This is a genomic window from Caballeronia sp. BR00000012568055 (assembly GCF_029439455.1).
Classification (GTDB): Bacteria; Pseudomonadota; Gammaproteobacteria; order Burkholderiales; family Burkholderiaceae; genus Caballeronia.
In genome coordinates, this window is record NZ_JAQFVG010000121.1 from 21347 (window position 1) to 34606 (window position 13260).

The window sequence follows — 13260 nt, forward strand, 5'->3', positions numbered from 1 at the left end:
GATATCGATGAAAAAGCTCATGATGATATTAAGGAAACCGAAATGGTTGACGCTGGCAGGCGTGCTGGCGCTGCTCGTCGTCGTGTGGTTCGAGGGACCGCTCTTCGCGTTCAACGGACACGCACCGCTGGACACGCCCAAAAGCCGCTGGATCGCGATGGCCGTGCTCGTCGCCGCATGGATGCTCGTCTGGGGCGCGCGTATCGCCGCCGCGCGGCTCGTCAATCTGCGCTTCGTGAGCGGCGTGGCGGAAGCAGGGCAAGCGCAGGCGGCAGGCAATGCGGAGCTGGCGGTACTGCGCGAACGCTTCGAACAGGCGCTGGCGATTTTGCGGCAGGCGCGCATGAAAGGCATCAACGGGCGGCAATGGCTGTATCAGTTGCCTTGGTACATGTTCATCGGCGCGCCGGGCACGGGCAAGAGCACGGCGCTCGCGCATTCGGGCCTGCGCTTTCCACTGCGTGAGAAGCTGGGCGATGAGGCCATCGGCGGCGTCGGCGGCACGCGTCATTGCGACTGGTGGTTCACTGACGACGCCGTGCTCGTCGATACCGCAGGCCGCTTCACGACGCAGGACAGCGACGCCCAGGCCGACGAATCCGCGTGGCTCGGCTTCTTGCAACTGCTGCGCAAATACCGGCCGCGCCGTCCGTTGAACGGCGTCATCGTTACGCTGTCGGCGGCGGATCTCGTGCGTCAGGACGATTCCGCGCGCGAAACGCATATCCGCATGATCCGCAGCCGCCTCGCAGAACTGAGCGGGCGGCTCGGCGTGCGCTTTCCGGTGTACGTCGTCGTGACCAAGTGCGATCTGCTCGCGGGCTTCACCGAGTTCTTCGACGATCTCGGCGAGGCGGAGCGCAATCAGGTTTGGGGCATCACGTTTGCGCTCGATGAAACACCCGGCGCAGGCGCGGCGCTCGCTGCGTTTCCTGCCGAATTCAATGCGCTCGGCGCGCGTTTGCAGGCGCGCGTGCTGCATCGCATGCAGCGCGATACCGATGTGCAGCGGCGCGCGCGCATCTACGGCTTCGCGCAGCAGTTCGCGGGACTGCAGCCTGCGCTCGGGCGCTTTCTTGACGGCGCGTTTCGCGGCACGCGCTTCGAGGCGTCGCCGCTTCTGCGCGGGGTCTATTTCACGAGCGGCACGCAGCACGGCAGGCCGATCGATCGCGCAATCAGCGTCATCGCGCAATCACTCGGCTTGCGGCGTGATGTGATCTATAACCGCGATGCCTCCGGGCGCGCCTACTTCATCAATCGCCTGCTCAAGGAGGTGGTGATCGCGGAAGCGGGGCTCGTCGGACCGAACGCGCGCTTCGAGCGATGCAGCGCATGGCTGCGGCGCGGCGCGCTGGCGTTCGTCGGCGTCGTGCTGATGCTGGCGCTCGGCGCGATGGCGGTGAGCGATCAGCGCAACCGCGCGTATGTCGCGGACTTCGAGCGGCAGACGCAGCATGTCGCGCAACTGGCACGCGACGCGAACGCAGCCGCCGATCCGCTCGCCGTGCTGCCGCTGCTCGATGCGGCGCGCGCGCTGCCCGGCGGCTACGCGGACGCGGGCAAGCCGGTGCCGTGGCTCACGCGGCTCTGGCTGTATCAGGGCGACAAGCTCGGGCAGGAGGCGCGCGTGACGTATCGACGTCTGCTCGATCAGACTTTGCTGCCGGTCGCAATCGACGAACTCAATAAGGAACTGGCGAATGATACGGTATCCGAATCGAATCGCTATGAAGCGTTACGCGCCTATCTGATGCTCGGCGACGCGCATCATTTCGATGCGGCCGCATTGCGCGCGCATCTGGTTCCGGCGCTTGCAAACGGCGCGAGTCCGACGCAACGCGATGCGCTCGATGCGCACTTCGCCGCGCTCTTCGACAAGACGCACTTCGATCCCTCGTTGCCGCTCGATCAGTCGCTTATCAAGGCGGCGCGCGCGCGGCTGGCGGAATTGCCGCTGGCGCAGCGCATCGGCAACCGGATCGACGGCGAACTCGCGCAAGCCAATCTCGCGCCGTTCAGCGTGAGCGCCGCGGCTGGTCCGAACGCGCCGCTGCTACTTCGGCGCGCGAGCGGCGCGCCGCTCACCGCCGGCGTGGCGGGCGTCTATACGCGCGCCGGTTTCGCGCAATACATGCGCCTGCGCGATGCCGCGCTGACCGATGTTGCGAAAGATGCATGGGTGCTTGGCCGCGATGATGTCGCGCTGACGCCGGAGGGCATCAAGGCGCTGCGCGCCGCGCTCGATGCGCGCTATTTCGACGCCTACGTTCACGCCTGGGACGCGCTCATCGACGACGTGACCGCCGCACCCGTCACGAGCCTTGCCGATGGCGCGCGTATCGCGAACGAGCTGTCCGGGCCGGATTCGCCGCTGCGCAAGTTCATCGTAGCGGCGGCGCGCGAGACGACGCTGGGCAGCGGCGCAGCGACGACGCTTGTCGACGATCATTTTCAGCCGCTGCATCAGCTCGCTGGCAAGCCGGGCGATGCGGCATCGCTCGATCGCGCGTTCGCGCCGCTGAAGGATGCCGCCGTCTATCTCGATGCCGCCGACGCCGCGCGCCGCACGGGCCAGCCCGCGCCCGCCGGAGATGCGCTCGGTAAGCTGAGGCTTGCGAGCCAGACGAGCCCCGCGCCGCTCACGCCGGTTACATCATCGCTTGCGACGGCGGGGACGTCGCTCCTCGAAGGCGGCGAGCGCGCGCGGCTCGACGCGCTGTGGAACGCGAGCGCCGGACCGTTGTGTCGAGGCGCGCTCGCTGGCCGCTATCCGTTCGTGCGCGGTTCGACGCGCGACGTCGCCGCCGATGACTTCGGCAAGCTGTTCGCGCCGGGCGGTCTCATCGACGATTTCTTCCAGAAGAACCTCGCCACGCTGGTCGATACGAGCGGCCCGGTCTGGCAATGGCGCGCGGGCACGCCGCCCGTGGGCATGCCACGCGACGCGCTCGCGCAGTTTCAGCGCGCCGCGCAGATTCGCGACGCGTTCTTCCACGACGGCGGCCGCGATATGTCGATCCGCTTTCGCGTGAAGGCGCTATCGTTCGATCCGGCGGTGACGCAGGTCAATCTCGACATCGACGGACAGCAAGTCGGACTGAAGTCAGACACGCTCCAATCGATGCTGCTGCAATGGCCGAGCGGCAAGAACACGGGCCGCGCGAGCGCGCAATTCGATCCACCCGCGCCAATGGACTCCGCCGCGCTCGATGCGAGTGGTCCGTGGGCGCTGCTGCATCTGCTCGACGCGGGCCGGCTCGCCGCCACTGCGCAGCCGGATCGTTACACGCTCACGCTTGATTCAGCCGGGCGCAAAGCCGTGCTCGAACTGGATGCGACGAGCGTCATCAATCCTTTCAGGCGTGCGCCGCTTGAACAATTCCGTTGTCCGGAGCATTTGTGATGGGCTTTTCTCCGGGTGTCGCGGGATGCTTCGGCAAGCTGCGCGGCCACGGCGATTTCGTGACGCGTCGCTTGCCGATGACGTTTGTCGAGCCGTGGGACGCGATGCTTCAGGCGGGCCTGCTCGAAGCGCGCGCGACGCTCGGCCGTGCATGGCTCGATGCGTATCTGACCGCGCCGCTGTGGTGCTTCGCGCTCGGCGGCGGCGTACTGGGGGAGAGCGGATGGGCGGGCGTGCTGATGCCGAGCGTGGACAGCGCGGGGCGGCATTTTCCGCTGACGATCGCGGCGCGCGTCGAGCCGAATGTTTGGCCGATGTGGCTTCCTGATGCATACGCGTGGTTCGAGCGGTGTGGTGAGCTTGCGCTCGCGACGCTTTCCGGGACTGCGCGTTTCGCGGATTTCGATGCGGGATTGGTGGGGTTATCGAATGTCCGTGGCGCGGTGGATGCCGTTACGCCGTCATATGTCGGCACGCCGGGAATGAGCGATTGGTGGCACGCAGGCGCGGCGCGCGGGTGCGTGGGTTTGCCGGATGCGGGGTTCGTGGCGGGGTTGCTTAGGGACGGCTCGAATCAATCTCCTTAAAAGCAGGCGATAACCGCCGTCACGTTGTCCTTCCCACCCGCATCTAGCGCGAGCGCCACGAGCCGCCTGCATGTTTCTTCGATACCGCGCGATGTAACCTCAGCGAGCACCGCCTCGATCTCGCCATGCGGCACTTCCCCATGCAAGCCATCGCTGCACAGCAGATAACGATCGCCGGGCAGCCACGCATGCGTCTGCACCACAGGCGCGATTGACGGCAGCGGCCCCAGCGCCTGCAGCAGCACGTTGCGCGGCGGCAGATGCTCGATCGCGCCGTTCTCTATCGCCTGCTGATACAGCGTCTGATCGCGCGACAATTGCATAAGCTTGCCATCCCGATAGCGATACAGCCGGCTATCGCCGATATGAAACGCCACCAATGACGCCGCGCCGCGCGGCTGCCAGATGCCGGTCAGCGTCGTGCCCATCGATCGTTGCGCGAGACGCTCGCGCAGATTCATCGCGTGAAGCGTCGCGTTGGCGTGATTGAGCGCGTCGGTGGCGGCGCGCATCGCGCATGCGCACGCGTCCTGCACGGTGGCGTCGGGATCTTCGGGGTCGATCACACCGCTCGTTCTCGCATGATCGGCGAGCTTCCCGGCGACGCAGTCGAGCGCCGTCGCGCTGGCGCGTGCGCCAAAAGCGTGGCCGCCCATGCCGTCCGCGACCGCGACGAAATTCAGCGCCGCATCGATCAGAAAACGGTCCTGATTCTCGCGGCGCACGCGCCCCGTGTCGGTGAGGCCAAAGGCGTGGCAGTCGCCGAGGCGAATCGGTGCGCGGCGGGTGAGCGTGTCGGAATCCATCGGTCGTGCTCCTTCGGATGCTGGTCGTGATGATGAAACCTACAGTCCGACGTCGCGCTCGAATCGCGCGCGGTCGTGTTCATTGCTGATCGCCGCGGCGAGCCGTTCGTGCAGCGCGCGCAGGCTGTCCGCGCGCGCCGCCTCGCGTTTCGTCACGATGGCCGCGATCGGCCCGAGATAGACGGCGAGCTTCAGCGCGGCGGCCTGCACCTGTTCCGCGCCCAGCGATGCGAATCGCGACACATCCGGCGACAACGAAGCGCCGCCATGCGTCGTCGTACCCGCGCGCGAGCCGTCCGCGAACGCGGCGACGAACTGCGCGCGGCCTTTTTCCGACGGAACATGCGGCGCCAGCAAAGCCACGAGCCCAGACAAATCCGGCGCATTGGCGATACGCGCCGCCGCGCGTCGCACGAGTAAGCGCGCCACCGGTCCGATCTGCGCGGCGAGCCGCGTTTCGACCGACGCGAGCATGTCGGCTGGCCACATCGTCAGCGATGGCAAAGACCCGAGCGAGCCCGTTCCCGACGCGTGCGGCGCGACGCTCGACGCGACAGGCGCATGCAGAATCGTGCAGTCATCGTCGTTCGCGGGCGCGACTGAAGTCCGCACGCCACGCAGCGCATCGGCGAGAGCGGCGGCCGTCTGAAAGCGCGCCGAGGGTCGCCGGGACAACGCGCGCATCAACATGTCGTCGAATGCGGGCGGAAGCGCCGGATTGACCGCACACGGCAGGCGCGGCGTCTCGTGCATGACCTGCCGCATCACCTCCGCCTGCGATGCGCCCGCGAACGGGCGGCATCCCGTGAGCATCTGATACAGCACGATCGCGGCGGAAAAAAGATCGGAGCGCGCATCGACCGGCTCGCCCGTGAACTGCTCCGGCGACATATAAGACGGTGTGCCGATCATCGCGCCCGCGAGCGTCAGCGTCGACGATTCGACATGCGCCACGCCGAAATCCGCGACCTTGAGCCGGCCCTGCGCGCTGACCAGCAGATTCGCAGGCTTGATATCGCGATGCACGACGCCGTGATCGTGCGCGAAGCCGAGCGCGGCGAGCAACTGCGCGAACCAGTCGAGCGCTTTGGCCAGATCGGCCGGACGGCCCGCGTCGAGCATCGGCTTCAGGCTTTGCCCGCTGACGAGTTCCATCGCGATATAAGCGGTATCGCGCGTTTCGCCGTATTCATACACGCCGACGATATTCGGGTGCGTAAGTCTGCCCGCCGCCTGCGCCTCGTTGCGCAGCCGCGCCTTCAGGCTTTCGCGCTCGCCATGCTCGAACAGTTCGTGGCGCACGGTTTTCAGCGCGACAGGCCGCTCGATATGCGGGTCGAACGCGCGATAAACCACGCCCATCGCGCCCGCGCCCAGCACCCCGTCGATGCGGTATTTGCCGAGTTCGGTGATGCGCGGCGTGTCCATCGCGGCGGCGCTCACCTCATGCCTCGATGATCTTGAACGCTTCGACGAGACTCGTCTTCATACGCGCGAACGACGCCGCGAGCGAGGCGATCTCGTCGCGCCCGCGCTCGGTGAAGTCCGCGCTGTCGACATGACCGAGACTCGCCTGATCGGCGGCGCGGGACAGCGCGCGGATGCGCCGCGTCACCAGCAGATGCACCATGACGTTCAGCGCGATCAGCAGCAGCACGAACACGGCCAGCAGCGACGCGAGGAACGTGCGCAGCACCGCGTCGCTGCGCGCGGCGGGCAGCGCCATCGGCACCGATACGAAGTCCGCGCCAATGACATCGTGCATCGTCCAGTTGAAGCCGTTGTTCGGACCGTATTTGTCGATGAGCGTCTTCGGCGCGCGCGACGGCACGCTGTGACACTCCATGCACGCGGCATCGGTGATGCGATTCGGGCGCGCGATATACAGGTCCTTTCCGGTGGGCGTGTCGCGCAGGCCGACGATCTCTTTGAGTTCGGGTTTGTCGTGCAGATGACGGATCACATCCGTTTCCCAGTCCGATGGACGATCGCGCGGATTGGTCGGATTCAGCATCGTCGAGCGATAGGAGTAGCCATCGAGCCGCTTCTCCAGCGACATCAGCGTTTCGACCGCAGCGAACTGCGGCACGGATTGCGGCACGAAGCTGTACTTGAGCTGCGTCTGCAAGAGCGGCGTGATTTGCGACGCGGTGTAGTTCTGCGCCGCGCTCGCCGCTTCCATGAGAACGCGCGCGTTCTGCACGGTTTCGTCGATGGCCTCGCGGCGCAGCAACCCACGCGCGGCAAACCCGGCCGACACGAAGCCGACGACGAACACCGCGAAAAACACCAGATTGAACTTGACGGCGAGCGACAGTCTCATGACTCCACCTCGATTGATTTCTGCTGAACGGGCGTGACCGCTTGATGGCGCGGCATGGCGGGCGGCGGGCAGAGCACGCGCCGCCATTCGGGAAGCGCGCGCAGGTTCTGGCGCACTTGCGAGCGGAACGGCTCGGCTTGCGCGAGCGGCCGAAAGCGCGCGACAAAGCTGCGCCGGATGGCGAGCGGCGCGCTCAGCCAGTCGGCGAGATCGGCATACGTTGCGGGGCGTCCTTGCGCGGGCGCGACGGGTTTTGCCGTGACGCGCGCCGTGGCCGACGCGAGCGGATCGCGAAAGGGCCGCGGCATCGCATCGATGAACGCGGGCGCGGGGCGCGGACGCACATCGAGCGGCTTGCCGGCATCGCGTTCGGCATAGCGCTCGCCGTCGAGCGGCTCGCGGGCGTCGGCATGTTCGGGCAGAGCGAGCGTCATGCTGCCGGTTTCGAGAAAGAGCGCGGTGGCGTCGCGGCTCGCATGCAGCACGGCGGCGCCGTTGAGCAGCGTGGCGTCGAGCGTCGGTGTGTCGATGGAGAAAGGCGCGTTGGTATGTGCGTGCGCGATCTTGATCCACCCCGAGAGCAGCGCGAGTTCAGCGCCGTGCGGCGCGGCATCGATGGCAATGCGCGTATCCGCGCCGAGCGCGACGATCGTGCCGTCGCCGTCTTCGATCTGCGCGTTGGCGTGCGCGTCGGTGGCGAGCAGATCGCCTTGCTCCAGCGCGACGGGCGCATCAACGGCGAATACCGTGGTCGCGCGGATCAGCGTGATGGTTCCATCGGGAAACAGAATCGATTGTCCCGCCTGCGCGCACTGAAGCGCGCACAGCGTTGCAAGGGCGATGCCGATGCGCAGGACGAGCGGCAGGGTTCGTGTGTTCATCGCGGTCGATGCCTCCGGACATGATGGGCTTGCGACGAAAACAGCCATGCCCGCGCTTCTATTCCAGAAAAATTTCCACATCGACGATGGAACAAAACAGCGTGGTGCGGTGTTAGGTCAGTTTCACGTTGATGCTCACGCCGCAGCGATAAACGAAGACGCCTTCGCGAACGCGAAGGCGTCTGACCTGCATGCACGACGTACGAAATACGTCAGCCGTTCAGGAAGCCGAGCACCGCTTTACGGATCTTCAGATCCCACGTCTGTTCTTCAGTGTGACTGGCGGCGAGCTTGAGCAGACCAGTGACCATCGCATCGTCGGAGTTGAACGAGAATCCGGCGTCGTTCAGATAGTCCGATCCCCAGATCTTGAGGCCATCGACATACTTGCAGCCCGCCGTGAATTCCGCCTGCGTGACGACACTCTCGTCGTCCTTGAACATCGTGAGAAAGTGCATCTTGTCGCCGCAAATACCCGAGTTGAGCGCGAGCACGGAAAGCGCGGGTATCGGCACGGCATAACGCTTGAACCAGCTATTGAAAGCAATAGGGCGGGTATGCAGTGCATCGCGTTGCATGCGTGCGTCCCAGTATTGCTTCGCCTGCTCGCAAAAGCGTTTGATGCGTTTGATCTCGACGATCTTCCAGATGACCTTCGCGATCGTCTCGAGAACCGACACGACCGCATCCACGATGGTCGATGCGCCCTGGCTCGCGAACTGCATACCGAGGCTCGCGCCGCCCTTGACGAGGTCGTAGACGCCCGAGCCGATGCTCAGCTTCATCGCGCGACGGATCGCTTCCACGATGGTGCTCGGGTGGCCCGCCATCAATTGCACGTCGCGGCCCTGCACCCATTCGCGATACTTGGTAATGCTGCTATCGACCGTATTGGCAACGCCCTTGGCGATATCGAGTCCCGCGCCTATGAAAGGCGCCAGCGTGACGAGCAGCTTGCCGCACAGAAAATCGACGAGCTTGCGTAACAGCCCTGGCATCGTGTCGAGCGCGAAACCGCCCGGATCGTTGCGAATGTCCGCGACCTTCTCGCGAATCATGTCCCATAGCTTTTTCGCGCCTTCCTCGACTTTCGCGCGAATGGTTTCATAGAAACGCTTCGCCGCGCCGCTCAGAGCGGGCAGCGTGAAGTTGGCCACCGTGAGCTGATTCGACTTCACGAGCGTCGGTTCCTTGCGCTTCTTGATCTTCTTCTGCACCTGATCGAGCGCCAGCGATGCAGACTTCTGCACCACGCTGTTATCGAGCACTTCGGCAGCGTATCCCGCCGCTACATTCGAATCCGGCGCGAAGCCGAGGCCGGCGTTGGTGATATCGAAAGCGCCTTCCAGCAAGACCTGGAACGTGTCGTCCTCGATTTCAAGATTGCCGAACAGATACAGCACGCCCAGGCGCGAATTGATGAGCGCGGGGGTCATGAAGTCCTGAGCGCCGGCGGCGGCATCGGTGTCGCCCTTGCCGCGCAATTGCTGATCGGGCAGCGTGAAATACTTCGAGCTATTGCGCGAGTTTCGCTTCCACGCGTCGTCGCGGCCGGCGCAAAGCTGCCAGTTCTCGAACGCATTCACCAGCGTATGAAACTGATGCACGGTTCGATTGCGGTGATACAGGAGGATCTGCTGATCCAGGTCTTTCAACGCTGCGCCGCGCACCTGTAGCGGCGACGAAGTTCCTCTCAGCCATTCATCGTGGGGAACGATGTCGGGCAAGCTGGCGTAGGCGTAGGTCATGAATGGGCCTCCTCGAAATGATGAAAACAATCATTGAATTCCGGAGGCGTATCAGCACCACGGGATATCGTTGAGCTTCACGTAGCGGGTTTCGATCAGGCGGCCGCTGCGGCTGCGCAGGTCCACCCGATAGATGCAGCCGAAACTGAAAAAGCTTTGCTCCAGTACGAAGAGTTCGCGGTGCATGACGCCTCCTGCCTCGCCCGATTCGATCGAAGAACCGGACCTGTCGTGGCCGTCGCGGGGTGCAGCGGCTGTCGAAAGCAAAACAGCGGGACGCAGGGCTTTGTTCCGTGCCGAAGCGGCTATTTATTTGTGCGAGAAGGAGGAATAAAGGCGCTTGTGAAGTGTCTTGTGCCGGGTGATTGCGTGTGCGGTTCAGGTAGGCGGATTCACCGCGCGTGGCATCACAGAAGTCTCGGTGTCAGGAAACCGGACATCTCGCGTCCGGTTTCCTGACACTCAACGCCTGCCAAGATCAGCTTCACCCTTGCCCTGCGGGATTCTCGTCATTGGCATAGGCCTTGCATTTCGCTCCTCGCCACTTGAAGGAGTGAATCATGCGAAAGATGTTGATCAGTGCAGGCTCCGTACATCCTGCAGCACGTGCGATGGGTTTAATTGCGATTGCTGCGACGCTGCTCGCAAGCGCGGGCTGTGTGGCGCAGGCTCAACCTCAGCCGACGGCGGACGCACCGCCTCCGCCACCGCCGCCTGTGTCGGCGACAGGTTCCTTGCCGCCACCCCCGGCTGGCCCCGCTGTTGCACCACCGACTGCACCGCCCACTGCTCCACCAGTTCCCGGCGCTCCGCCGCCACCCGGTGCCGGCCCTGAGCCGCTCGGGGAAGATGCATCGGCCGTCACGTTGCAAGCCACGGTTTCCCGCTTTCTCACCAACCCCGATGGCGATGTCGATGGCTTTTTGACCAGCGACGGCGCACTCGTGCGCTTTCCACCGCATCTCAGTACACAGCTCACGTCCGCAGTGCGGCGTGGCGACAGCGTACAAATCAGTGGCTGGCGCGATGCGGGCGGCAATGTAACAGCGCAACGCATCACGGATACGCGAAGCGGCCAGGCACTGGTGGATCAACCGCCGCAGCCAGGCGCATTCCCGCTGCCGCGCCCCATGCGCGATGGGGCGCTTTCGCAACTGAGCGCGCAAGGTCAGGTTGTGCATGTCACGACCGCACCGCGCGGCGAGCCAGACGGCGTCATTCTCGCGGACGGCACAGTGATCAAACTTCCGCCGCCGGTCGCGCAGCAATTTCCCAATCTGATGCGTACGGGAGCAAAAGTCTCTGCACAGGGTTACGGCACGCGTAATCAGTACGGCACGGCGATGCAGGCAACGTACTTTGGTGCGCCCGGAAATTTGACGCGCATCTACGATCGTGCGCTGCCTAATCCCTGAAACATTGATGTCGACGAAATTGCCGAACTGACTGAGGTTCAAGCGTAGGACAACACTAAAAACCGGAGCCGCCGACATGCTGAGCTGGGTGCACTTTGGAGATTTGCACGCTTCCCCTGACGACGCGTTCGAAAGCGTCGGCCACCTCAAGAAGATGGTCGAGATGGTGAACGCGCGTTTTGCCGATCGCGTCGACTTTGCTTATTTGCCGGGTGACAACGCCAACAATGGCACTCCTGAACAGTATCAGCGGATTCTCTCCGCACTCGGTGGCCTCGGCATACCGCTCTACGCGATACCGGGCGACCACGACTTCGAACCGGGGCATCTGGAATCATTCGCGGCATTCGCCCGGGCGGCCTTGCCGATGTCTCGAGTCATAAATGGCCACCGATGCATCTTTCTCGATGTGGTGTCAGCCGGCCGCGGCGGACCGGATTTCAGGCTGTCGGCAATGGACCGGCACTGGCTTGGCAAGGAACTGGAGCTTTCCAGGGATGACCCCGCGCCGCCGGCTGTCTTCATGCACGCCTATCCGGGCGATGTGTTCGATGGCGACTCTCTGGCGCTTGCCTTCGCGCGTGCGAATGTCGCCGTGGTTGACACGGGTCATACGCACTACAACGAGCTGCTCAACGATGGCTCGGTCATCTATGCGGCAACGCGTTCCACCGGGCAGATCGAGGAGGAGGAGGGTCGCCCGGGCTTCTCGGTCGTGGCCATCGATGACGGCGTAGTCAGTTGGAAGTTTCATCCACTCGATGCGCCGCTCCCTTTTGTGATGATCACGCAACCGGTCGACAGACGGTTATATCGAAATCGGACGCAGCAATCGAATGCCGACCTGGTCGTTCGCGTGCTCGTATCGGGCGACGATATTCTCCACGTGACAGGCGCGTTGGACGAAATCGACTTTGACTTGCTGCCCCACGCGTTTGAACCGGGCATCTGGCACGCCACCTTGCCGCGCAGCCTGGCTGACCAAGGCGCAAATCTGGTGATCACCGCCCAGACAACCGACGGGCGAGTGGGTATCGATTCTGTCACGTATTCGGGTGCGCTCGGCCGTGATCAGCGAGCGCTCGACAGTCACTTGTCTCTCGGCACCGACATACATGCCGTAGCGCCATGGCCGGAACACGGCATCTTCGGCACGCAGCTCGGCCCCAACAAGAACGGACGCCACTGGTGACCTATGAGCCCTCAATTCGCGCTTGAAGGTTTGAATTTCTTCATGGCCGATGTGCAGGCAGGCATCGGCCCTTTCCTGGGTGTGTTTCTGCAGGCGCAAGGCTGGCACACCGAAGCGATCGGCACCGTGATGACGCTGGGCGGCATCGCAGGCATGCTTGCAACGCCTCCCGCCGGGGCACTGGTCGATGCGAGCCGCTACAAGCGATCCATCATCATCATCGCCGGCATCATGACCACGCTGGCTTCGCTGGTCTTATGGGTATCGCATTCCTATTCGATGGTCGCGGCGTCTCAAATCCTCACTGCGGTGACAGGCGCTGCATTGGGTCCTGCTGTCGCGGGCGTGACGCTTGGCATGGTGCGCGAACGCGGGTTCGATCGACAGTTCGGTCGTAATCAGGTTGCCAATCACGCGGGCAATGTAGTCGGCGCGGCGTTGTCGGGTTATTTGGGTTGGCGCTACGGCTTTGGTGCGGTCTTCGCGCTCGCGGGCCTGTTCGGCGTGATGACGGTGATATCGACTCTGCTCATTTCGCCTGACTCGATCGACCATGACAGCGCACGCGGGCTGGGTACGGGAGACGACAGCAAAGCTGGCGAGGAACACGATCATGCGAGCGGCTTTCGCGTGTTGCTGACGTGTCGTCCGCTGCTTCTGCTCGCGGCATCGCTCGCGATGTTTCATTTGGGCAATGCTGCGATGCTTCCTTTGTATGGCCTGGCGGTGGTCGCTGCTCATCAAGGGAATCCGAGTGCCTTCACGGCAGAAACGATCGTCATCGCGCAACTGGTCATGGTCGTCGCGGCAGTCTTCGCGAACAGACTGATCCAGCGTTGGGGCTATTGGGTCGTGATCCTGATCACGTTTCTCGCCTTGCCGCTGCGCGGACTCGTAGCGTC

The 13260-nt window shown here is 64.2% G+C and carries 11 protein-coding genes; 5 read left to right on the plus strand and 6 right to left on the minus strand.

From position 1 onward, the window contains the following. Positions 1-7: 7 nt before the first annotated feature. Positions 8-3406, plus strand: a complete 3399-nt coding sequence (tssM, locus tag P7F28_RS07470; protein WP_277183886.1) for a type VI secretion system membrane subunit TssM — start codon at positions 8-10, stop codon at positions 3404-3406. After that, entirely contained in the window at positions 3406-3993 is a 588-nt protein-coding gene (gene tagF / locus P7F28_RS07475) for a type VI secretion system-associated protein TagF (protein WP_277183888.1), read from the plus strand. The genes tssM and tagF overlap by 1 nt, the downstream gene beginning before the upstream one ends. On the opposite strand, the gene P7F28_RS07480 is transcribed toward tagF, so the two are convergent. The 6 genes from P7F28_RS07480 to P7F28_RS07505 all read right to left on the minus strand — a co-directional run bounded on the left by P7F28_RS07480 (position 3990) and on the right by P7F28_RS07505 (position 9937). Beyond that, a complete protein-coding gene (locus tag P7F28_RS07480; RefSeq protein WP_277183889.1) occupies positions 3990-4799 on the minus strand; it encodes a PP2C family serine/threonine-protein phosphatase in 810 nt (269 codons plus the stop codon). The genes tagF and P7F28_RS07480 overlap by 4 nt on opposite strands. A gap of 39 nt (positions 4800-4838) precedes the next feature. Continuing rightward, positions 4839-6242 carry a serine/threonine-protein kinase gene (locus P7F28_RS07485; protein ID WP_277183891.1) on the minus strand — a complete coding sequence of 468 codons (1404 nt, stop codon included), beginning with the start codon at positions 6240-6242 and terminating at the stop codon, positions 4839-4841. 1 nt (position 6243) lies between these two features. Next, positions 6244-7122, minus strand: coding sequence for a DUF3365 domain-containing protein (locus P7F28_RS07490; protein WP_277183893.1), 879 nt, complete (start codon positions 7120-7122; stop codon positions 6244-6246). Further along, positions 7119-8003: a FecR domain-containing protein gene (locus P7F28_RS07495; protein ID WP_277183895.1), complete on the minus strand. Its 885-nt coding sequence runs from the start codon at positions 8001-8003 to the stop codon at positions 7119-7121. Before P7F28_RS07495 ends, P7F28_RS07490 begins: the two co-directional genes overlap by 4 nt. Before the next feature lie 212 nt (positions 8004-8215). Continuing rightward, positions 8216-9751: a hypothetical protein gene (locus tag P7F28_RS07500; RefSeq protein WP_277183896.1), complete on the minus strand. Its 1536-nt coding sequence runs from the start codon at positions 9749-9751 to the stop codon at positions 8216-8218. Positions 9752-9802: 51 nt separating this feature from the next. Continuing rightward, positions 9803-9937, minus strand: coding sequence for a hypothetical protein (locus tag P7F28_RS07505; protein WP_277183897.1), 135 nt, complete (start codon positions 9935-9937; stop codon positions 9803-9805). Between the two features lie 374 nt (positions 9938-10311). Between P7F28_RS07505 and P7F28_RS07510 the strand changes: the two genes are divergently transcribed. From P7F28_RS07510 to P7F28_RS07520, 3 genes are all read left to right on the plus strand, one after another. Next, positions 10312-11166 carry a hypothetical protein gene (locus P7F28_RS07510; protein ID WP_370467261.1) on the plus strand — a complete coding sequence of 285 codons (855 nt, stop codon included), beginning with the start codon at positions 10312-10314 and terminating at the stop codon, positions 11164-11166. A gap of 76 nt (positions 11167-11242) precedes the next feature. Next, positions 11243-12358, plus strand: a complete 1116-nt coding sequence (locus P7F28_RS07515) for a metallophosphoesterase (RefSeq protein ID WP_277183898.1) — start codon at positions 11243-11245, stop codon at positions 12356-12358. Between the two features lie 3 nt (positions 12359-12361). Then, positions 12362-13260, plus strand: an 899-nt coding sequence (locus P7F28_RS07520; protein WP_277183899.1) for an MFS transporter, incomplete at its 3' end; no start/stop codon positions are given.

What these genes read in the sequence shown, in the direction of transcription:
- tssM (WP_277183886.1), top strand. Translation starts at nt 8, where the DNA reads ATGAAAAAGCTCATGATGATATTAAGGAAACCGAAATGGTTGACGCTG.
- tagF (WP_277183888.1), top strand. Translation starts at nt 3,406, where the DNA reads ATGGGCTTTTCTCCGGGTGTCGCGGGATGCTTCGGCAAGCTGCGCGGC.
- P7F28_RS07480 (WP_277183889.1), bottom strand. Translation starts at nt 4,799, where the DNA reads ATGGATTCCGACACGCTCACCCGCCGCGCACCGATTCGCCTCGGCGAC.
- P7F28_RS07490 (WP_277183893.1), bottom strand. Translation starts at nt 7,122, where the DNA reads ATGAGACTGTCGCTCGCCGTCAAGTTCAATCTGGTGTTTTTCGCGGTG.
- P7F28_RS07495 (WP_277183895.1), bottom strand. Translation starts at nt 8,003, where the DNA reads ATGAACACACGAACCCTGCCGCTCGTCCTGCGCATCGGCATCGCCCTT.
- P7F28_RS07500 (WP_277183896.1), bottom strand. Translation starts at nt 9,751, where the DNA reads ATGACCTACGCCTACGCCAGCTTGCCCGACATCGTTCCCCACGATGAA.
- P7F28_RS07505 (WP_277183897.1), bottom strand. Translation starts at nt 9,937, where the DNA reads ATGCACCGCGAACTCTTCGTACTGGAGCAAAGCTTTTTCAGTTTCGGC.
- P7F28_RS07510 (WP_370467261.1), top strand. Translation starts at nt 10,312, where the DNA reads ATGCGAAAGATGTTGATCAGTGCAGGCTCCGTACATCCTGCAGCACGT.
- P7F28_RS07515 (WP_277183898.1), top strand. Translation starts at nt 11,243, where the DNA reads ATGCTGAGCTGGGTGCACTTTGGAGATTTGCACGCTTCCCCTGACGAC.